Below are 19,787 nucleotides of genomic sequence, written 5' to 3' on the forward strand. Positions count from 1 at the left end.
GCCGATGGCGCCGCGCGTGGTATGCCGCCTTGCCGGTTTCGATCGGAACGACTGCGCGTGCGCTCCGGCCGCGAACGCGCAGGTGTCCTTATTTGCCGACGCCGCCCAGCGTGCCCAGCAACCCCGTGACCGGCGCAAGCAGGCCGGTCGATCCGCCCGACGTCGATCCCGTCGCGCCACCGGCCAGCGACGTGATCGGTGCGAGCGGGCTCGACAGTCCCCCGGTGCTCGCCGCGCTGCCTGCCGCGCCCGTGACAGTATTCAGCAAACCCGTAACAGGCGCGAGAGGGTTTGTACTGCCCGTGCCGCCCGCCGCGCCGCCGAGCGCGCCGGTGACGGTCGACACGAGACCCGTGACCGGTGCGAGCGGATTGCTCGCGCCCCCCGACGTTGCACCGCCGAGCGCGCCCGTGAGCGGGCCGAGGGGCGTCGAGCCAAGACCCGACAACACTCCGCCGAGCGGGTTGGTCGAACCCGATGCCGTGCCGCCCGGCGAGCCGCCCTGAACGGTGGCCGTCGAACCGCCGACGAGGCTCGTGATCAGGCCGGGGATCGGCGCGGCGCCGTTCGGACCGTTCGGATTGACGAGGCCGCCGGCGTTGGTCACGGTGTTGCCGACCGAGGTGACGAGCTGACCGACGTCGCCGACGAGCGGCTGGCTCGACGAGCCCGCGACCTGCTGGCCGGCCGAGCTGATCGCGCCGCCGACCTGGCCGAGCAGGCCGGAAACCGGCTGGCCGAGGCCCGTCGTCGTGCCGACCTGCTGCGTGAGCTGGCCGGCCGTGATGACGAGCGGCGTGATCGCCGAGCTGAGCGGCTGCGTCACCTGCTGCACGGGGCCCGACGACAGCGTCGAGCCGATCGTGTTGCCGGCGGCGCCGAGGCCGTTGGCGACCGTGTCGAGCACCGTGCCGACCGGGGTCGTGACCGGCGCGAGCGGCGCCAGCGGGCCGGTGCCGAGCGCCTTGACCGTCGCGCTCAGCCCGGACACGGTGTTGCTCGTCGCACCGACGACGTTGCCGAGGCCGGCCACCGTCGTGCCCACCGGATTCTGCGTGGAGCCGATCTGGCCGAGCCCGTTGCTGACGGCGTTTTCCGCTGCGCCGAGGATCGTGCCCGTGCTCGCCACCGTGCTGCCGAGGCCTTGCGTCACGCCGTTGCCGAGGCCCGGCACGCTCACGTTGCCGATCGTGCTGCCGAGATCCGAGGTCGTCTGGCCGAGGGTGCTGACGACGCCCTTGGTGCCCGTCGATCCGCTGCTGGTGCCGCTCGTGCTGGGGTTGTTCGCGCCGCTCGTGGTGGCGCCGTTGGCGCTGGCCGGCGGCGCGCTCACGCCGTTGCCGCCACAGGCGGCGAGCAGGCAGGCCGCGGCGAACGCGGTGAGGGGAACGCGCCATTGGCGCAGCGCGGCCGACGTGAGAGTACGTTGCTGGGACATGGTTGACTCCTCGCAGTCTTGTCGATGAATGGAACGAGCGGATTTACTTGTGGATGCCGCCGAGCAGGCCGCCGATCAGCGACGTGACGGGGGCGAGCGGATTCGACGACGTGCCCGAGCCCGTCACTGCGCCGGTGCCGCCGGCCAGCGCCGGTGCACCCGACGTCGCGCCGCCGACCGCGCCGGTGACCGTGTTCAGCGCCCCCGTGACCGGTGCGAGCGGGCTGGCGCCGCTGGCACCGCTCGTTGCGCCGCCGAGCGCGCCGGTGACGGTCGAGACGAGGCCGGTGACCGGTGCGAGCGGGCTCGCGCCGCCGGCACTGCCCGCTGCGCCGCCGAGCGCGCCGGTGACGGTCGAGACGAGGCCGGTGACCGGTGCGAGCGGGCTCGCGCCGCCGGCACTGCCCGCTGCGCCGCCGAGCGCGCCGGTGACGGTCGAGACGAGGCCGGTGACCGGTGCGAGCGGGCTGGCGCCGCCGGCACTGCCCGCGGCGCCGCCGAGCGCGCCGGTGACGGTCGAGACGAGACCCGTGACCGGTGCGAGCGGGCTGCCGGCGCCGCCCGCTGCGCCACCGAGCGCGCCGGTGACGGTCGACACGATGCCCGTGATCGGCGCGAGCGGGTTGGTGACGCCGCCGCTGCCGCCGGTCAGCAGCCCGCCGACCGCCTTCACGGTATTGCCCGTCGTGGAGGTGGTGTTGCCCAGGCCGGTCGTGACCGGGTTGCCGCCCGTCGACGCGATCATTGCGCCGGCCTGGTTCAGGCCGTTGCCGAGCGTGCCGAGCAGCGTGTTGACCGGCGCGCCGAGGCCGGTCGCAGTGCCGATCGTCTGGGTCGTGTTGCCGACCATCGTCGTGATCGGCGTGATCACGGAGCTGACGGTCTGCGTGACTTGCTGGATCGGGCCGGTCGACAGGGCGTTGGTGAGCGTGTTGCCGCCGTTCGCGACGGTGTTGCCGACCGTCGATACGAGGCCGCCGACCGCGCCGGTCACGGGGGCGAGCGGCGACAGCGGGCCGCTGCCGAGGCTCGTGACGAGGTTGCCGGTCTGCGTGACCGCGTTGCCGAGCTGATTGACCACGCCGCCGGTGCTGGCCACCGTGACGCCGACCGGATTGCTGGTTGCGCCGAGCTGGCCGAGACCGTTGCCGATGCCATTGCCGAGCGCAGTCACCGCGCCGCCGACGCTTTGCACGATGCCGCCGGCCGACTGCGTCGTCTGCGGGTTGACGCCCGGCAGCGTCTGGCTGCCGACCACGGTGCCGAGACCCGACACGGTCGAACCGACGCCGGTCACGATGTTGCTGCTGCTGGCGAGCACGTTGCCAACCGCATTCGACGACACGCCCGACGTGCCGCTCGTTCCGCTGGTCGTGCCACTGGTGCTGCCGCTGGTGCTACCACTCGTCGAACCGCTGGTGCTGCCGCTCGTGCTGCCCGACGTGCCGCTCGTCGAGCCCGACGTGCCGCCGCCGGACGTGGAAATCGAATCGCTGCCGCCGCTCGAATTCGAGCCGCCGAGGCCCTTGCTGATCGAACCGGAGCCGCCGCAGGCGGAGAGGGAAAGCATGGCTGCCACGGTGGCCGTGATCAGAGTCGTCCGGAGCGTGCCATGAGGGATTACCTGAATGTCCATTTCGTCCTCGCATTAAAACTGATGTTGTGTTGAGTGGTGCGCGGACTACTCTGCAACTGGCGTGCCATTTCGGCGATTGCCGGTTAGACGATGGGTTTTAAACGGGGTATTTCCTTATCGGAAAAGGACTTGCGTGAACTGAAAGATTGTTGAAATTGTTTGAGCGGCCGGAACTGGGAACGATTTCATCCGGTTCGTAACGTAACGTCACATCATTGGCGTTACGCGAACGACGTAACGTGCGGGGACAGGAGGGCGGGAACGGTCGTGCTGTTTTATAGGTGGATTAGATGTGCACATCTAACCTATCGTAAATCCTATGTGTAAGACGTACCGAAACACCGTACAAATAGGGTGTGCTACGCGTCGATTTTTCGATCAGGATTGTTAAAAGAGGTTGGAAATTAAAAGGGATCGGAGATAAGATCCGTGGCGGGTGTAAGTTTTGTACGATTCGGTACAGACGTTCGAGGAGGATCAATGGCGCGAATGTTAACTTGCATCAAATGATGATCCGCGTCATGCAAGACGCGCTATAAAGAATGGGCATCCGGTCTTTGTCGCAGCAGGTGTGGCAAACGACGCGGAGCGAGGCCGAATATGCGGGGACCCAACCTTCGCATAAGCGGCCAGAGAAACAAACATACAGGCACGAGGAAATAAAATGAAAGCAATGATGATTCGCTTCCTCAAGGAGGAAGACGGGGTGACCGCGATCGAATATGGTCTGATCGCGGGTCTGATTGCTGTTGCCATCATGACGAGCGTCACGGATATCGGCACTCGACTGGGTCTGGTGTTCACCAACATCTACAACCAGCTGGCAACCGCCGCGGGCTGATCGCTGCGTTCGGTAGTCGTGGCAAGCGAGTCGCGATTGCGACTCGCTCGTTGTCGCACGCGCGTCCGGTTTCGACATGGCACTCCTGTTCAGCATCGGTATTTTTTTCGCCTGGGCGATGCTCGTCGCACTCGGCGATATCCGCTTTCGACGCGTACCGAATACGCTGGTCGTCGCGGGATTGATTGCGGGATTCGCAAGCACATTCGCGCACGCAAATCCATTCGGCATTTTCCCGAGGCAGGCATTGATCGGCATGCTGGTCGGGGCAGTCAGCCTTTTCCCCTTTTTCGCCTTTCGCGTCATGGGCGCAGCGGACGTGAAGGTATTCGCGGTGCTCGGCGCATGGTGCGGCGTGCATGCGCTGTTCTGGTTGTGGGCGGTCGCGAGCATCACGGCCGGCGTGCATGCGCTTGCGCTGATGGCGATGTCGAACACGTCGATCGGCGCGTTGCGGCGGCGCGGCGCGCCCGCGATGACATTGGGCGGCCGGCGCGCGACGCCGTATGCCGCTTGCCTCGTGGCGCCGGCGGCAGGGTGGCTCGCGCAGCTCGTCGTATCGGGGAGCGTGCAATGACGACGCAGCGGCAGCCGCGCGCATGGCGGCGCCAGCGGGGCGCGACGGCGGTCGAGTTCGCGCTCGTGTTCCCGCTGTTCTTCGTGATCTTTTACGCGCTCGTGTCGTACGGGCTGATCTTCGCGATCCAGCAGAACCTGACGCTGGCCGCGACCGAAGGTGCGCGGGCGGCGCTGAACTACGTGCCCGAGGCGAACGGCCAGGGGGCGCAGGCGCTGCAGGACCGCGCGAGTGCAGCCCGCAGGGCCGCGCAGAACCTGACCCGCTGGCTGCCGAACGTCGTGGTGCCGGCGCCGTCGTCGGCGTCGTGCAGCTACGACGCGTCGATGTACTGCGTGACGGTCATGGTGACCTACCCGTATGCGCAATATCCGCTGGTGCCGTCGCTGCCGCTGCTCGGCCTCGTGTTGCCGAGCGCGCTGACGAGCACGGCGACCGTGCAGATCAATCCGGCGACCATCCTGTGACGCAGCATGCGCGACGCGATCCCGATGCGTGAACCCTGATCGGCACTTCGACCCAACCGACACGACAACATCACTGACGGCACCCGACACTCACCATGGCGAACAACCTGACCAAAATCATCGCCGGCCTGCTGATTGCGATCGCAGTATTGCTGGGCATCTATGCGTGGATGCTCGGGCGCGGTCCGGCCCATCCGCCGGCGCCGGTCGTGGCGCCGGCCGCGGTGGCGAGGACGGTGCCGCTCGTCGTCGCCGCGCGCCTGCTGCCGGCCGGGCAGGCGATCACCGCAGACGGGCTGAAGATCGTGCAGGCGCCGGTGTTGCCGGCGGGCGCATTCAGCGATCCGGAGGCGCTCGTCGGCCGCGTGCCGGCGAACGACATCCTCGACGCGTCGCCCGTGCTCGCGGCCGGGCTGACGTCGGGGCTCGCGGACCAGGTGGCGCCCGGCGAGCGGGCGGTCGCGGTCAGGGTGGATGAAACGAGTGCGGTCGGCAACCGGCTGCGGCCCGGCAACTTCGTCGACGTGTTCCTGAACCTGAAGCGCGAGGGCGGCGCAGGCGGCCAGACCGGCTCGGAAATTCCGCGTACGCAGGCGCGCCTGCTGCTGTCGAAGGTGCGCGTGCTGGCGTTCGGCGACGCGACGCCCGATCGCGACGGCGCGGCGGGAGCGACGAGCATGGCGCGCACGGCGGTGCTCGCGGTGCCGACCGCGCAGGTCGACTCGCTGACGCTGGCCGACGCGAACGGCCGCCTGACGCTCGCGCTGCGCAATCCGCACGATGACGATATCGCCGCGCAGACCGTCGCGATACGGACGATGGGCGAGCTCGGGCCGTCGGCGGTGGCGGCCACGGGCGTCGCGCTCGACGAGCTGTCCGCGTCGCGCGCGCGCGGCGCGTCACGCGAGCCGGCCGCGCCGCGCGCCCCGGTCGTGGCGCGCCCGGGCGGCGGCATCGAAGTGATTCGCGGCGGGCGGGCCGAGACGGTCGCCTATTGAACAACTCCTGAACGACAACCCGCACGGTCATCGAAAGCAGCGACACAATGAAGAACACACTGATTGCATTCGCGATTGCCATCTGGACCCTGACATGCGCGACGCTGGCCGCGGCGGCCGGCGCCGGCGCATCGATCGATCTCGCCGTCGGCTCGCAACGGCAGATCGCCGCCGGGCGCGCGCTGCAGCGGGTGGCGGTCGGCGATCCGTCGGTGGCCGACGTGCTGATCATGAAGGGCAGCCGCGCCGGCGCCGTGCTGCTGGTCGCGAAGGCGCCCGGTTCGACGAACGTGATGCTGTGGGAGCGCGGCCGCGACGAGCCGACGGTGTGGAACGTCAACGTCGTCGACGCGGCCGCGCATGCGGTGCTCGACAGCTCGACGCCCGACGTGAAGGCGTATGGCGACGTCGCGGTGCTGTCCGGTTCGGCGGCGTCGCTCGATGTGCACGAGCGCGCCGCCGCGATCGGCCAGCACATGGCCGACAGGAGCGGCGCGGCAGCCGGCGCAAACTGGGGCGTGGGGAGCGGGGGCGCGACCGGCAAGCGCGGCGGCGGCGCGAACGGAACGGGCGGCAAGGGCGGCGCGGTGATCGACACGTCGACGGTCGGCGGCCGGAACACCGTGCAGGTCGACGTGCGCGTCGTCGAATTCAGCCGCTCGGTGCTGAAGGAGGCCGGGCTGAACTTCTTCAAGCAGAGCAACGGCTTTGCGTTCGGTTCGTTTGCCGCGGGCGGCCTGCAGTCGATCACCGGCGCCGCGACATCCGCCTTCCAGGCGACGGCCGGCATTCCGGTCGCATCCGCGTTCAACCTCGTCGCGAACTCGGCCGGCCGCGGCATCTTCGCGAACCTGTCGATTCTCGAAGCGAACAATCTTGCGCGGGTGCTCGCGCAGCCGACGCTCGTCGCGCTGTCCGGCCAGAGCGCGAGCTTCCTCGCGGGCGGCGAGATCCCGGTGCCGGTGCCGCAGGCACTCGGCTCGACGGCGATCCAGTGGAAGCAGTACGGCGTCGGCCTCACGCTCACGCCGACCGTGTTGAGCCCGCGCCGCATCGCGCTGAAGGTCGCGCCGGAATCGAGCCAGCTCGATTTCCTGCACGGGGTGACGATCAACAGCGTCGCGGTGCCCGCGATCACGACGCGCCGCGCCGACACGACGGTCGAGCTCGGCGACGGCGAGAGCTTCGTGATCGGCGGCCTGATCGATCGCGAGACGATGTCGAACGTCAACAAGGTGCCGGTCCTCGGCGACTTGCCGATCATCGGCGCGTTCTTCAAGACGCTCAACTATCAGCAGAACGACAAGGAGCTGGTCATCATCGTGACGCCGCACCTCGTCGCGCCGATCGCGAAGGGCGCCTCGCTGCCGGCCACGCCGGGCGAGCTGTCCGAGCAGCGCGACGGCCCGGTGTGGCGGTCGTACCTCGGCGGCATCGCATCGCCCGACGCGGCGCCGGGGTTTTCGAAATGAACGCGGGGCGTGTCGTCGCGCGCTATCTGACGGGGGATGTCCCACATGAACGCGAGAACCCATTCGTTGGCTGAGCCCGCCGTGACCGACTACTTCGTATGCGCGTCGCAGCACGACCGGCATATCGGCTGGCTCGGCGAGACGCTGGTGCCGGCCGGCGCGGTGGAAGCCGCGCCGCTCGACCCGGGCGCGCTCGCGCAGCGCATCGCGGGGCTCAATCCCGCGATCGTCTTCATCGACTTCTCCGGCGCGCAGGCGGCGGCGAGCGCGGCGGCCGCCGCGGTGCGCGTCGCGCATCCGGGGCTGCCGGTCGTCGCGCTCGGCACGCTCGCCGAACCGGAAAGCGCGCTCGCCGCGTTGCGCGCGGGCGTGCGCGACTTCATCGACGTGTCCGGCGCCGCGGAAGACGCGCTGCGCATCACGCGCGGGCTGCTCGAGCACGCGGACGGCAGCGAGCCGGCGAACCGTCACGGCAAGCTGGTCGCGCTGCTCGGCGCGCGCGCCGGGATGGGCGTGAGCACGCTGGCCGCGAACCTGTCGGTCTGGCTGCACAAGCGCGGGGCAGCGGGCCCGGCCGACTGCGCGTCGCACGGCCGGCAGACGGCGCTCGCCGACCTCGGGCTGCCCGCGGGCGACAGCGCGCTGTTCCTCAACACGCGCTGCGAGTTCCACTTCGTCGAGGCCGTGCGCAACCTGCGCCGCATCGACCGCACGTTCGTCAACACCGCGCTGACCCGCCATGCGAGCGGCGTCGCGCTGACGACGCTGCCGCCGAACCTCGCCGACCTGCGCGAGGTGTCGTACGCGTCGTGCGTCGGCCTGCTGAACCGGCTGCGCGCGTTCTTCGACCAGCAGATCGTCGATCTCGGCGGGTTCTCGAACCGGGATTTCGTCGCGCAGATCGCGGCGGCGTCCGACGAGGCGTGGCTCGTCTGCGACCAGGGCGTCGCGTCGATCGTGTCGTCGGTCGACCTGCTCGAGGGGCTGCGTGATGCGGGCGTCGACAGCGGCAAGCTGCGGCTCGTCGTCAACCAGTACGACCCGGCGCTCAGCCTGACGCCGACCCAGATCGCCGACCGGCTCGGGATCGCGCTGCTGGCGACGCTACCCGCGCGCCGCGTGCCGATCGGCCAGGCGGCGAACCAGGGCCGGCTCATCGTCGACACGGCGGAGCGCGACCCGTACGTGCGCGCGCTCGAGCCGCTCGCCGAGCGGCTGGCGGGCGCCGCCGCCGCACCGCGCGCCGCGGCGGGACTTTCCGCGCTCAAGCGCTTCATTCACCCTTCGTCCAGGCGATCGTAAGCGATGGCACACGACATTCAATTCGCCGACGGCGCCGCGCCGTTCTCCCAGACGCAGCAATTCCACGACATCAAGAATGCCGCGCACGAGCATCTGCTCACGCGGATCGAGGAGCTGGGCGCCGAATTCGGCCGCTGGTCGCGGCAGGCGATCAACCAGTTCGTCGACCTGGAGATCGACAGCTTCGTGCGCCTGCGCCGCATCCCGCTCAACGAGAACGAGGTGCGCACGATCGCGGAGGCGCTGACGAAGGAGCTCGCCGGCTTCGGGCCGATCGAGGACCTGCTCGCCGATCCGCACGTCGAGGACATCCTCATCAACGGCTACAACGACATCTACGTGTCGCGCCACGGCGTGCTGGCGAAGCTGCCTGTGCGCTTCACCGACAACGCGCACCTGCTGCGGATCGTGCGGCGCATCCTCGCGCCGATCGGCCGCCGCCTCGACGAATCGAATCCGATGGTCGACGCGCGGCTGCCGGACGGCGGGCGCGTGAACGTCGTGATCGAGCCGCTGTCGATCGACGGGCCGGTGGTGTCGATCCGCAAGTTCCGCAAGGACCCGCTGAAGCCGTCCGACCTGCTCGCCAACAGCACCTTCAACGAGGAGCTCGGCGCGCTGCTCGAGGCCGCGGTGGAGGCGCGCTGCAACATCCTCGTGTCGGGCGGCACGAGCTCCGGCAAGACGTCGTTGCTCAACGCGCTCGCGTTCCACATTCCCGAGCCCGAGCGCGTCGTCACGATCGAGGACACGGCCGAGCTGTCGCTGAACCACCCGCACGTGGTGCGGCTCGAGAGCCGGCCGGGCGGCTTCGACGGCACCGGCGTCGTGACGATCCGCGACCTGCTGCGCAACACGCTGCGGATGCGGCCGGACCGCATCATCGTCGGCGAAGTGCGCGGCGGCGAAGTGCTCGAAATGCTGCAGGCAATGAACACCGGGCACGACGGCTCGATGGGCACCGTGCACGCGAGCTCGCCGCGCGAGTGCCTTTATCGTCTCGAGATGCTGGCCGGCTTCGCCGGGTTCCAGGGCACCGAATCGAGCCTGCGCCGGCAGATCGCGAACGCGATCGACTTCATCGTGCAGATCGGCCGGCTGTCGAACGGGCGGCGGCGGATCCTGTCGATCACCGAGGTCACGGGGCTGTCGGACAACATCATCGCGACGCAGGAGCTGTACCGCTACGAAGCGCGCGTGACGCCGGAAGGCGAGGAAGTCGACCACTGGGAATCGCTCGGCATCCATCCGCATTCGCCGAAGCTCGCGCGCTTCCGCCAGACGCTGTCGGGAGGCGGGTTCGGGGGCGGCGGCTTCGGTGGTGGATTCGGCGGCGACGGCTTCGGCCGCGGCGGAGGCTTCAATGTCTAGCCTGATGGTCGCCGCGCTGGCGCTCGTCTGCGTCGCGGCCGCGCTGCTGCTGTGGCGGCACGGCGAGCTCAGGCGCGCTCGCGCGGGTGCGCAGCGCTTCATCGACAGCCGGATCGAGCCGGCCGCGCGCGCGGGGGGCGCGGCGCCGGGGACGCCCGCGCCGGGCGCACGGGCGGCGCACGCGTCCGGCGGGACCGGCGCGCGCGCCGCCGCTGCAACGGCTCCGGCGTCGGCGTCCGCGTCGCGCTGGGCGCACTGGCACGACCGGCTCGCCGAATACCTCGACCACCTCGCGAGCCGCGCCGGGATCGAGGATGCGCGCGGCAAGGGGCTGCTCGCGCTGGCGGCGCTGGCCGCCGTCGCAATGGTCGCGGGCCGGACCGGCGGGCTGCTCGGCGGCGTCGCGGCGCTCGCGGCCGGCCTCGCGCTGCTCGCGTTCTGGCTCGTGTCGCGGATTCATCGCCGCCGCCTGCAGATCGTCCGGCAACTGCCGTCGTTCCTCGACGGGATCGTGCGCCTCGTGACGCTCGGCAACAGCGTGCCGGCCGCGTTCCAGGCCGCGCTGCTGACGACCGAGGCGCCGTTGCGCGGCTGTCTCGACGTCGTGTCGCGGATGCTGCGCACGGGCGTCGAGATCGATCGCGCGATGGTGCATATCGCGAAGGTGTATCACACGCGTGAGTTCGAACTGGTCGGGTCGGTGCTGCGGCTGTCGGTGCGCTACGGCGGCCGCGCCGACGTGATGCTCGAACGCATGGCGGTGTTCATGCGCGATCTCGAGCAGGCGGAGCGCGAATTGGTGGCGATGTCGTCGGAGACGCGGCTGTCGGCCTGGGTGCTGGTGATGTTGCCGATCGCGATCGGCGGCTTCGTGATCGCGACGAATCCCTCCTACCTCAGTGCGATGTGGAACGACGAGAGCGGGCGTTCGTACCTGTATCTGGCCTTCATCATGCAGATCGCGGGCGGCGCCTGGCTGTACCGGATGTCCCGGCTCAGGTGATGCGATGACGCCCAATCAACTCGGATCGATTGCGCTCGCGCTCGGCGCGCTCGGCGTGCTGCTGCTGGCGGGGCTGGCGCTGCGGCGCGCGGGTGCGGAGTCGCGCAGCCGCCGCGCGCTGGCCGATGCGCTGGACCGCCGCGCGGCCACCCTCACGGCGGCAGGCGCGCGCCCCGCGCCGGACGGCGCCGCGCCGACGCCGAAGCGCGAGACGTTGGCCGCCGCCGGGCGGCGCGCGCGCGTCGCGCAGCTGCTCGAGCGGATGTCGACGGCCGGCGCCCGCTGGCTCGATACGGGGTTCGGCCGGCACATCGTCGCCGACGAGGATCGGCGGCTGCTCGAACAGTGCGGTTACGTCGACGCGCGCACGCGCGGGCTGTTCCTGAGCGCGCGGATCGCCGGCGCGCTCGTCGCGCCGGTGCTGTTCCTCGCGTTCGTCGGGCCGCGCCTGCATGGCGGCCGCTGGGTGCTCGGTCTCGTGCTGGCGTTCGTCACGGGCTTCATGCTGCCGAAGATCGTCATCCGGCGGCGCGCGGCCGCGCGCCGGCAGGCGGTCGTCGACGAGCTGCCGCTCCTGGTCGACATGCTGCGCCTGCTGCAGGGCGTCGGCCTGTCGCTCGACCAGAGCCTGCAGGTCGTGACGAACGATTTCAGGGGGATGATGCCGGTGCTGTCGTCGGAGATGGGCATCGCGCAGCGGCAGTTCGCGGCCGGACGCACGCGCGAGCAATCGCTGCAGCGGCTGGCGTCGGGCTTCGACAACGAGGACCTGCGCGCGGTCGTGCGCCTGATGATCCAGGTCGACAAGCACGGTGGCGCGGTGCAGGAGCCGCTCAAGCAGTTCGGCGACCGGCTGCGAGAAGCGCGCCGCGCGATGCTGCGCGAGCGCATCGGCCGCCTGACGGTGAAGATGACGGGGGTCATGATCGTCACGCTGCTGCCGGCGCTGCTGATCGTGACGGCAGGCCCCGGGATGATCTCGGTGATGCATGCGCTGTCGTTGGCGCAGCACTGACGCGGTGATGATGCGGCGAATGCAAGGAACGAAGATGAAGCGGACCGGTGGAATCGTGAAACTGGCGGGCGTGGCGGCACTGGCGGGGCTGCTCGCCGCCTGTTCGTCGTTCAAGGAAAGCGGGTATGGCGTCGGCGTGCAGGCGGAGCGCGCCGCGCTGATGGATGCGGCCGGCCGCAAGCAAGCCGCGCCCGATACGCCCGCCATGTATCTCGGCCTGATCGAGCGGATGCAGGCGCAGGGGCTGTATTACGCGTCGCTCGCGCACATCGACGCGTACGAGAAGCAGTACGGCGCGTCGCCTGAGTCGACGCTGCTGCGCGCCGACGCGCTGCGCATGACCGACCAGCCGGCCGCGAGCGCGGCCGTCTACACGCAATTGCTGAACACGCCGTTCGCCGCGCGCGGGTATCGCGGGCTCGGGCTGATCGCCGGCGCCGCGGGGGATTTCGAGCGCGCCGCGCAGGCGTTGTCGCAGGCATCGGTGCTCACGCCGACCGACGCGTCGATGCTGTCCGATCTCGCGTACGCGAAGCTGCGCTGCGGCGACGTGCAGGGTGCGCGCGTGCCGCTGATGAAGGCCGCCGAGCTCGACCAGAACAATCCGAAGATCATCAGCAACGTGACGCTGTATCTGCTGGCGTCCGGCCACGCGCGCGACGCGCAGAAGCTGATGGGCCAGCAGAAGCTGCCCGCGGAGATCCGCAACGACATTCGCAACGACGCGGCGCGAATTGCCGCGGCCGCGCGCACGTGGCGGCGCCCCGTGGCCGCGCCGGCCGCGACGGTCGCCGGCTCGGGCAGCGTCGGCGACATGCCCGGCAGCGGCGCCGCGAAGGGCGGCGCGCCGGTCGCGAGCATCCAGGGATTCGATTCGACCGCGCCGCTGCTGCAGCGGTTCGCGCAATGACAAGACGTTCGGGGGACCGACATGAGCGACAACGACAAGAACCTCGACCGGCGGAGGCGCGCGCGCCGCGCCGCCGCGCTGGTCGCGCTGCTCGGCGCGGCAGCGAGCGCGCACGGCCAGCAGCCGGCCGGGAATGCCACCGCTAATGCGGCCGAGATCGGCCGCTCGACCGAAACGTGGCTCGCGCTGCAGCGCGACAACCGGGCGGCCGGTCCGGACCTGCCGATGCTCGGCGACGCGGCGTCGCTCGCGTACCAGCGCTATCTCGACTCGTTCAAGAACAAGATTCCGGATTCGATGGGCTCGCCGCTGGGTTCGGGCGGCGGCGCGTCGTCCGGCGGACAGGGCTCGGCGCAATCGTATTGAGGCGGCGATGAGCGTGGTTCGATTCCTCGGATGCCGCCCGGCCGGGCGCGAGCGGCTGCGGATGCGCGGCCAGCGCGGCGCCGTGTCGGTGCTGGCGACCGTCTGGGTGCTCGTCGCGCTCGTGACGCTGGGCGCGATCGACATCGGCAGCCTGTTCTTCCAGCGGCGCGACCTGCAGCGGATCGCGGACCTGTCCGCGCTGGCCGCCGTGCAGTCGCTCGATCCGTCCGATACGTCGTGCGGTGCGGCGAACACGGCCGCGCTGAACAATGCGCGGGCGAACGAAACGTCGAACACGGCGGCGACGAGCGCGCCCGCGCGCGGGCAAGACCAGGTCGCGGCGACCTGCGGCCGCTGGGATCCGCAGGTCTACGCGGGCCAGCCGGCGTACTACGCGCCCGCCGCGAGCGGGATGACGCAGCTCAACGCCACGCAGGTGACGGTCACGCGCACGATGCGCTATTCGTTCCTCGGCGTCCTGTCGATGCTCGGCGCGGGGCCGGGCACGATGTCGGCCACCGCGACCGCGCGCGCAAGCGCGATCGACACGTTCTCGATCAGCGCGACGCTCGCGAGCGTCGATCCGGTCTGGCTCAACGGCATCCTGTCGGCGTTGCTCGGGACGAGCGTCAGTCTCACGCTCGCCGACTATCAGGCGCTCGCGGGCGCGAACATCAAGCTGCTCGGCATCTCGACCGCACTCGGCGCCGGGACGGTGAACGGGCTCGTGGACCTGTCGGTGACGGTGCCGACGCTGATCGGCAACCTGAGCGCGTATGTCGGCGCATTGCAGGCCGGCGGCGGCAACGGCCCGGGCTACGTCGCGCAGCTGCAGGCCGCGTCGACGGCGCTCGGCAAGCTGGCGGGCGCCCGGGTCGGCAACACGAGCGTCGTCGTCGCCAACGCGCCCAACGCGCTGTTGAACATCAGTCTCGGCAATCCGCAGTCGGGCGCCGACGCACAGGTCAACCTGCTCGACCTGCTGACGACGGCGGCGCAGGTGGCCGCGTACAACAAGGGGCACGCGGTGTCGCTGAACACCGGCGTCACGCTGCCGCTGGGCGCGACCGGCTTCAACGTCGTGTCGCTGCAGCTGCAGGTGCTGAATCCGCCGTCGATCGCGGTCGGCGAGGCGGGGCTGCTGCCGAACGGGACATGGCGCACGCAGGCGTCGTCGGCGCAGATCGGCGTGTATCTGAACGTGCAGACGCCGAGCATTTCGCTTGATACGGGCACCTTGCTGGGTCCGCTGGGCCTGAGCGGATTGCTGAATATTTCCGCGTCGCTGAGCGGGATCAACCTGCCGATCTATCTGCTCGTCGGCGGGCCGGCCGTGGCGAGCCTCGCGGCGACGAAGTGCGGTTCCGCCACCACGCCAAGCACGACGACGATCCTCGCGACGCCGGGCATTGCGAAGCTGTGCATCAGTGCGCCCCCGTCCGGCACGCTGAACCTGTCCAATGTGAGCAGCTGTCCGGCCGCGGGCACGTTGCAGCTGCTGAACCTGACGGCATCGGCGACGTTGCTGGGCATCAGCACATCGCAGTCCCTGCCGGTCACCGCGTCGATCTCGAATCCGGTGCTCCAGATCGTCGGCACCACGTCGTCGAGCGCGCCGTACGCGGGCTACCCGTCGGCCACGCCTTACCACTTCTGCAACGCGCCGACCGGCCTCGCGAATCCGGTGTCGTGCGGCAGCGGCTGGGTGCCCCCGTCCACCGCATCGAGCCCGAACAGCTACTGGACCACCTACGTGAACAACCTCGGCGCGTCGCTCGGCACGGCGCTCAGCAACATCAACCTGAACGCGATCACGATCCTCGGCATCCCGATCCCGCTCGGCCCGCTGCTCAACGCGATCGGCAGCCTCGTGCTGCAGCCCGTGCTGTCGGCGCTCGACACCGTGCTCGTGCCGATCCTGGGCCTGCTCGGCGTCCAGGTCGGCCAGGCGACCGTGCATCAGATCTCGCTGACCTGCAATGCAGCGCAACTCGTCAACTGAAGAAGCCTCCGAAGAATGAGAACCACGCCCGCAATCGAAGAGCTCGACCTGTACGTCTGGGAAGGCAAGGCGGACATCGTCGACCGCGTCGCCCGGTGCATGGCGAGCTTCGACGTCGAAGTGATCCGCGCCGACAACGCGGAACTGTCGCCCGAGCGCGCCGCGATGCGCCCGTCGCTGGCGATCATCAGCGTGACGATGATCGAAACCGGCGCCGCGTTCCTGCGCGACTGGCAGGCCAACATCGGCATGCCGGTCGTCTGGGTCGGCGCGGCGCGCGACCACGACGCGTCGCAGTATCCGCCCGACTATTCGCATATCCTGCCGCTCGACTTCACCTGCGCGGAACTGCGCGGGATGGTCGGCAAGCTCGTCACGCAGCTGCGCGCGCACGCCGCGGAGACGCTGCAGCCGTCCGAGCTCGTCGCTCACTCGGAATCGATGCAGGCGCTGCTGCGCGAAGTCGACACGTTCGCCGACTGCGACACCAACGTGCTGCTGCACGGCGAAACCGGCGTCGGCAAGGAACGCATCGCGCAACTGCTGCACGAGAAGCACTCGCGCTACCGGCTCGGCGAATTCGTGCCCGTCAACTGCGGCGCGATTCCGGACGGCCTGTTCGAGTCGCTGTTCTTCGGGCACGCGAAGGGTTCGTTCACCGGCGCGGTTGTTGCGCATAAAGGGTATTTCGAGCAGGCCGCGGGCGGCACGCTGTTCCTCGACGAGGTCGGCGACCTGCCGCTCTACCAGCAGGTCAAGCTGCTGCGCGTGCTCGAGGACGGCGCGGTGCTGCGCGTCGGTGCGACGTCGCCGATCAAGGTCGATTTCCGCCTCGTCGCCGCGAGCAACAAGAAGCTGCCGCAGCTCGTCAAGGACGGGCTGTTCCGTGCCGACCTGTATTACCGGCTCGCGGTGATCGAGTTGAGCATTCCGTCGCTCGAGGAGCGGGGCGCGGTCGACAAGATCGCGCTGTTCAAGTCGTTCGTCGCGCAGGTGGTCGGCGGCGAGCGGCTCGCGCAGCTGTCCGACCTGCCGTACTGGCTCGCGGACGCCGTCGCCGACAGCTATTTCCCCGGCAACGTGCGCGAGCTGCGCAATCTCGCCGAGCGCGTCGGCGTGACGGTGCGGCAGACCGGCGGCTGGGACGCCGCGCGGCTGCAGCGCCTCGTCGCGCATGCGCGCAGCGCCGCGCAGCCGGTGCCGGCGGAGAGCGTGGCCGAGGTGTTCGTCGATCGCAGCAAGTGGGACATGAGCGAGCGCAGCCGCGTGATCGTCGCGCTCGACGCGAACGGCTGGCGCCGCCAAGACACCGCGCAGCAGCTCGGCATCAGCCGCAAGGTGCTGTGGGAAAAAATGCGCAAATACCAGATCTTCGACGAGGAGCCCGAGACCCGCGACAGCGAGTAATTAATGAGATAATGCGCCGCAGAATTACAACGACTCGGAGCGGGAATAATATTTCATGAGCCAGATGACGGGGTTGGGGTTGGGAAGGGCGTGCGCGCTGCTCGCGCTGCTCGGAGGCATGCAGGGCGCGTACGCGCAAGGGTTGGCCGGCACCGCGAGCCCGGCCGCGCAGCCGGTGCAGGAGGCGTCGGCGCCGGTCGCGGCGATTCCGGCGCTCGACGCGCCGGCGCAAACGCCGCTCCAGGCCGGCGACACGACCGGTCCGAGCACGGTGGACGATCTGCAGCGCCAGATCCAGGCGCACACGCTCACGGAGATGCGCACGAACTACAACGGCAGCTACGGCGCGAGCCTGCTGTTCAACGTGAAGGACGGTGCGTATTTCATCGCGCTGTTCCAGCAGAAGGCGTTCTGGCGCGTGATCAAGACTTACAACGAGGTGCGGGCGGAGGCGGTCTACCGCGATTTCTCGCGCCAGGCCGAGCATCTGGCCGTCAACGAACTGCACGCGGCGAAGCTCGAATCGCAGAAGGCGCAGACGGATCGCCAGATCGCAGTCGCGCAGGAGCGGGCGCGGCGTCTGCAGGCGGACCTGTCGATTGCGCGCGAGCAGCAGGCGGCCGTCACGGATCGCCAGAAGACGGTGCGCAGCGAGACCGCGGCGCTGCAGGCGCAACAGGCGGAACTGCAGGCGCAATTGCGCGCGTTGCAGCAGCAGGTGCGATCGTTGCAGCGTGAGGCCGACGCCGGCTTGCCGCGCGTGCGCTGAGCGGAGTGGCGCGCGGCATGCGACGACGTGCCGCGGCGGCGCGATGAAGAAAAAAGGGCAAACCCGCGGGTTTGCCCTTTTGCCTTGTTGGCCGTTACTGGCCGTTACTGGCCGTCCGGCACGATCCGGCGGCGGCGGGTGACGATCACCGGCCCGTTGTTGTTGCCGCGCGATTCCGACGGCGCGGAGGAGGCGGGCGAGTCGCCCGTGTCGCGCGGGGCGCCGTAGCTTTCACGCGGCTCGCGCGGCGCGCCGTAGCTTTCGCGCGGTTCGCGTGACCCATAGTCGCTGCGCTCACGCGAACCGTAGCCTTCGCCGCGCGATTCGCGGGAGCCGCCGTGCGAGCCGTACGGGCTGTGGCCGCCGCCTTCACGGCCGCCGGGACGCCCACCGCCGCCGCCAGGGCGCGGGCCGCGCGGACCGCCGCCGCCCGGGCGCGAACCGCCGGTGTCGAGCTGGATGGTGGAAATCGCACGCTTGTAGATGCCTTGCAAACCCACGGGGGTGCGCAGCATCACCAGGTACTGGTCGAACGACTCGATGCATCCCGTCAGACGAATGCCGTTGACGAGATAGATTTCAACGCGCTTGCGTTCCTTGCGCGCGGAATTGATGAAGTCGTTTTGCGGATGGGATTCTGCGGGATTGGCCATTGAGATGCGGCAGGAGCCTGCGTCAGAAGTATGTTGTGCGTGTGTGTGTGGCGTGGAATCCACAAGGTGTTTGGCGGGATTCTACCCTGTTCGATCCCGATGCGCGCGCTCACGATTGTGTCGAACCGTAACCCACTATAGACGGTTCCGGGCGTTTCCGCGATTCGGCCAAACGGCCATCGCCGCTTTGTTACGTCGCGTTACGACTCTCGCAGCGCCGTTGCACCTGAGCGCGCGCCACTCCGCTACATTCTTCGCGCACGCCGGGCGAGCCGGCATCTCAGAGGTCCAGAACATGAACAAGAGGCGAATGGCAGGGTGGGTCGGGGGCATCGCGCTGCTGGCGTCCGGCAGCGCGATGGCGGGTCACGTCGATATCGGGATCGGCATCGGCGTGCCGGTCGCGCCGGTCTATGTCGAGCCGGCGCCGGTCTATGTCGCGCCGCAGCCGGCGGTGGTCGCGTATCCGGGCTACGGGTACGGCTACGACGGCGATGATGATGACGACCGCTACCGCAAGTGGCGCAAGCACTACTACAAGCACTGGCACAAGCACCACGACGACGATGACGATTGAGCGCCGCATGCGCCGGCGCCCCCGCGCCGGCGCGCGTCAGAACGCGTAAGCCGGATTCTTCGGGTCGAACGCAGCTTCATCGAACGACGCCGGCGCGATCTTCTCGATGACGATCCGCTCGAAGATCCGCCCGTCGTTGTCATAGGATTCGACGGTCCGGAACCAGGGTTCGTGCAGATCGAGCCCCAGCACCTCCTTCTTCGCATAGAACTGCGGCCGGCCGGTCAGCGTCTCGTAGGTCAGCGCGACGACGCGCACGCCGCCGACCGTCTTCGCTTCCACATGGGTCGGGCGCTCCACGCCGGCTTCCAGGTACTTCTTCCCCTCGCTCAGGTACAGGTTCGCGATGAACTCGGTGCCGAGATCCTTCACCTGATGATTCGATTGCGCACGCGCGAGCGTGCCGTCGAGCGCCGTCCACATCGGCACCTTGCCGAGCAGGCCGCCGAGGTGCCCGTACATCTCGTCCCTGCGCTGTGTCGTGTCGTAGATGATCTCCTGGCCGGCATGCGCGCCGTCGGGCTGCCATTTCGCATAGACCTTCAGCGGGTCGCGCGTCGTCTTGACGATCATGCGATCGGGCGTGTCCGGCCATGTCCCGCGGATGCGCTCCTGGCGAACCATCGTGAACTGATACGACGGATAGCCGTTCGGACCATTGCGGATGTATTCGGGCACCGCGAGCGGATCGAGCGCGGCGAACAACGCGACGAGCGTCGCGTCGTCGAGCTTCGCGAGCGTGCCCTGCTGAGCGGCGGTGCGCAGCCAGCGCGCCTGCCGGGCGGCGGGCTCGCGCGTCACTTTCGCGAGGTCGGCGGGCAGCGCGGCCGTCTCGCGCGCCGCGCCTTCCGCGCCGGCGGCTTGCTGCGCGCGCACGCCGGGCTGCGCGAGCGCCAGCGCGCCGGCGAGCGCGGCGGCGGCCGCGTGCCGGCCGAGCCGCCTCGCGCGCCGGTGGATTGCTTCGTTCATCGACTGGGCCTCCC

General features: G+C 69.6%; 19 protein-coding genes. 15 read left to right on the top strand and 4 right to left on the bottom strand.

Annotation, left to right across the window (positions count from 1 at the left end; translation table 11 throughout):
- Positions 1–88: 88 nt before the first annotated feature.
- Complete coding sequence (locus tag B7P44_RS07625) at positions 89–1,438, bottom strand: collagen-like triple helix repeat-containing protein (RefSeq protein WP_084902445.1); 1,350 nt, start codon at positions 1,436–1,438, stop codon at positions 89–91.
- 43 nt (positions 1,439–1,481) lie between these two features.
- On the bottom strand, positions 1,482–3,074 hold the full coding sequence (locus B7P44_RS07630) for a collagen-like triple helix repeat-containing protein (protein WP_084902448.1): 1,593 nt from the start codon (positions 3,072–3,074) through the stop codon (positions 1,482–1,484).
- Between the two features lie 643 nt (positions 3,075–3,717).
- Between B7P44_RS07630 and B7P44_RS07635 the strand changes: the two genes are divergently transcribed.
- From B7P44_RS07635 to B7P44_RS07700, 14 genes are all read left to right on the top strand, one after another.
- A complete protein-coding gene (locus B7P44_RS07635) occupies positions 3,718–3,915 on the top strand; it encodes a Flp family type IVb pilin (protein ID WP_306170140.1) in 198 nt (65 codons plus the stop codon).
- Positions 3,916–3,991: 76 nt separating this feature from the next.
- Positions 3,992–4,492, top strand: coding sequence for an A24 family peptidase (locus B7P44_RS07640; protein ID WP_084902450.1), 501 nt, complete (start codon positions 3,992–3,994; stop codon positions 4,490–4,492).
- Positions 4,489–4,959, top strand: a complete 471-nt coding sequence (locus B7P44_RS07645; protein WP_084902453.1) for a TadE/TadG family type IV pilus assembly protein — start codon at positions 4,489–4,491, stop codon at positions 4,957–4,959. Before B7P44_RS07640 ends, B7P44_RS07645 begins: the two co-directional genes overlap by 4 nt.
- Before the next feature lie 95 nt (positions 4,960–5,054).
- Entirely contained in the window at positions 5,055–5,957 is a 903-nt protein-coding gene (cpaB, locus tag B7P44_RS07650) for a Flp pilus assembly protein CpaB (protein WP_084902456.1), read from the top strand.
- A 47-nt stretch (positions 5,958–6,004) separates the two neighbouring features.
- Entirely contained in the window at positions 6,005–7,429 is a 1,425-nt protein-coding gene (locus B7P44_RS07655; RefSeq protein WP_084902459.1) for a type II and III secretion system protein family protein, read from the top strand.
- A gap of 45 nt (positions 7,430–7,474) precedes the next feature.
- The gene (locus B7P44_RS07660) at positions 7,475–8,731 is read left to right on the top strand and encodes a fimbrial protein (RefSeq protein WP_084902461.1); all 1,257 of its coding nucleotides are present in this window, start codon (positions 7,475–7,477) and stop codon (positions 8,729–8,731) included.
- A gap of 3 nt (positions 8,732–8,734) precedes the next feature.
- Complete coding sequence (locus B7P44_RS07665; protein ID WP_084902464.1) at positions 8,735–10,102, top strand: TadA family conjugal transfer-associated ATPase; 1,368 nt, start codon at positions 8,735–8,737, stop codon at positions 10,100–10,102.
- Positions 10,095–11,105: a type II secretion system F family protein gene (locus tag B7P44_RS07670; RefSeq protein WP_084902468.1), complete on the top strand. Its 1,011-nt coding sequence runs from the start codon at positions 10,095–10,097 to the stop codon at positions 11,103–11,105. Before B7P44_RS07665 ends, B7P44_RS07670 begins: the two co-directional genes overlap by 8 nt.
- A 4-nt stretch (positions 11,106–11,109) precedes the next feature.
- Complete coding sequence (locus B7P44_RS07675; RefSeq protein ID WP_084902471.1) at positions 11,110–12,120, top strand: type II secretion system F family protein; 1,011 nt, start codon at positions 11,110–11,112, stop codon at positions 12,118–12,120.
- A 34-nt stretch (positions 12,121–12,154) separates the two neighbouring features.
- A complete protein-coding gene (locus B7P44_RS07680; RefSeq protein WP_084906504.1) occupies positions 12,155–13,030 on the top strand; it encodes a tetratricopeptide repeat protein in 876 nt (291 codons plus the stop codon).
- Positions 13,031–13,051: 21 nt separating this feature from the next.
- A complete protein-coding gene (locus B7P44_RS07685) occupies positions 13,052–13,396 on the top strand; it encodes a DUF3613 domain-containing protein (protein WP_084902472.1) in 345 nt (114 codons plus the stop codon).
- A 7-nt stretch (positions 13,397–13,403) separates the two neighbouring features.
- The gene (locus B7P44_RS07690) at positions 13,404–15,398 is read left to right on the top strand and encodes a TadG family pilus assembly protein (protein WP_084902475.1); all 1,995 of its coding nucleotides are present in this window, start codon (positions 13,404–13,406) and stop codon (positions 15,396–15,398) included.
- Positions 15,399–15,413: 15 nt separating this feature from the next.
- The gene (locus B7P44_RS07695; RefSeq protein WP_084902477.1) at positions 15,414–16,805 is read left to right on the top strand and encodes a sigma 54-interacting transcriptional regulator; all 1,392 of its coding nucleotides are present in this window, start codon (positions 15,414–15,416) and stop codon (positions 16,803–16,805) included.
- Positions 16,806–16,860: 55 nt separating this feature from the next.
- Positions 16,861–17,574, top strand: coding sequence for a DUF2968 domain-containing protein (locus B7P44_RS07700; protein ID WP_084902480.1), 714 nt, complete (start codon positions 16,861–16,863; stop codon positions 17,572–17,574).
- Positions 17,575–17,678: 104 nt separating this feature from the next.
- Here the strand turns inward: B7P44_RS07700 and hfq are convergent, their stop codons facing one another.
- Complete coding sequence (gene hfq / locus B7P44_RS07705) at positions 17,679–18,227, bottom strand: RNA chaperone Hfq (RefSeq protein WP_084902482.1); 549 nt, start codon at positions 18,225–18,227, stop codon at positions 17,679–17,681.
- A 295-nt stretch (positions 18,228–18,522) separates the two neighbouring features.
- Here hfq and B7P44_RS07710 point away from each other — a divergent pair, with 295 nt between their 5' ends.
- Positions 18,523–18,804 (top strand): hypothetical protein, encoded by a 282-nt coding sequence (locus tag B7P44_RS07710; RefSeq protein ID WP_084902485.1) that lies wholly within the window; start codon positions 18,523–18,525, stop codon positions 18,802–18,804.
- 36 nt (positions 18,805–18,840) lie between these two features.
- On the opposite strand, the gene B7P44_RS07715 is transcribed toward B7P44_RS07710, so the two are convergent.
- Positions 18,841–19,773 (bottom strand): DUF1571 domain-containing protein, encoded by a 933-nt coding sequence (locus B7P44_RS07715; protein WP_084902488.1) that lies wholly within the window; start codon positions 19,771–19,773, stop codon positions 18,841–18,843.
- Positions 19,774–19,787 lie beyond the last annotated feature (14 nt).

Origin of the sequence: Burkholderia ubonensis subsp. mesacidophila (assembly GCF_002097715.1) — a bacterium.
Classification (GTDB): Bacteria; Pseudomonadota; Gammaproteobacteria; order Burkholderiales; family Burkholderiaceae; genus Burkholderia; species Burkholderia mesacidophila.

Excerpts from the sequence above, each read along its gene's own strand:
- B7P44_RS07625 (WP_084902445.1), bottom strand. The coding sequence starts at position 1,438 with ATGTCCCAGCAACGTACTCTCACGTCGGCCGCGCTGCGCCAATGGCGC.
- B7P44_RS07630 (WP_084902448.1), bottom strand. The coding sequence starts at position 3,074 with ATGGACATTCAGGTAATCCCTCATGGCACGCTCCGGACGACTCTGATC.
- B7P44_RS07640 (WP_084902450.1), top strand. The coding sequence starts at position 3,992 with ATGGCACTCCTGTTCAGCATCGGTATTTTTTTCGCCTGGGCGATGCTC.
- B7P44_RS07645 (WP_084902453.1), top strand. The coding sequence starts at position 4,489 with ATGACGACGCAGCGGCAGCCGCGCGCATGGCGGCGCCAGCGGGGCGCG.
- cpaB (WP_084902456.1), top strand. The coding sequence starts at position 5,055 with ATGGCGAACAACCTGACCAAAATCATCGCCGGCCTGCTGATTGCGATC.
- B7P44_RS07655 (WP_084902459.1), top strand. The coding sequence starts at position 6,005 with ATGAAGAACACACTGATTGCATTCGCGATTGCCATCTGGACCCTGACA.
- B7P44_RS07660 (WP_084902461.1), top strand. The coding sequence starts at position 7,475 with ATGAACGCGAGAACCCATTCGTTGGCTGAGCCCGCCGTGACCGACTAC.
- B7P44_RS07665 (WP_084902464.1), top strand. The coding sequence starts at position 8,735 with ATGGCACACGACATTCAATTCGCCGACGGCGCCGCGCCGTTCTCCCAG.
- B7P44_RS07670 (WP_084902468.1), top strand. The coding sequence starts at position 10,095 with ATGTCTAGCCTGATGGTCGCCGCGCTGGCGCTCGTCTGCGTCGCGGCC.
- B7P44_RS07675 (WP_084902471.1), top strand. The coding sequence starts at position 11,110 with ATGACGCCCAATCAACTCGGATCGATTGCGCTCGCGCTCGGCGCGCTC.
- B7P44_RS07680 (WP_084906504.1), top strand. The coding sequence starts at position 12,155 with ATGAAGCGGACCGGTGGAATCGTGAAACTGGCGGGCGTGGCGGCACTG.
- B7P44_RS07685 (WP_084902472.1), top strand. The coding sequence starts at position 13,052 with ATGAGCGACAACGACAAGAACCTCGACCGGCGGAGGCGCGCGCGCCGC.
- B7P44_RS07690 (WP_084902475.1), top strand. The coding sequence starts at position 13,404 with ATGAGCGTGGTTCGATTCCTCGGATGCCGCCCGGCCGGGCGCGAGCGG.
- B7P44_RS07695 (WP_084902477.1), top strand. The coding sequence starts at position 15,414 with ATGAGAACCACGCCCGCAATCGAAGAGCTCGACCTGTACGTCTGGGAA.
- B7P44_RS07700 (WP_084902480.1), top strand. The coding sequence starts at position 16,861 with ATGAGCCAGATGACGGGGTTGGGGTTGGGAAGGGCGTGCGCGCTGCTC.
- hfq (WP_084902482.1), bottom strand. The coding sequence starts at position 18,227 with ATGGCCAATCCCGCAGAATCCCATCCGCAAAACGACTTCATCAATTCC.
- B7P44_RS07710 (WP_084902485.1), top strand. The coding sequence starts at position 18,523 with ATGAACAAGAGGCGAATGGCAGGGTGGGTCGGGGGCATCGCGCTGCTG.
- B7P44_RS07715 (WP_084902488.1), bottom strand. The coding sequence starts at position 19,773 with ATGAACGAAGCAATCCACCGGCGCGCGAGGCGGCTCGGCCGGCACGCG.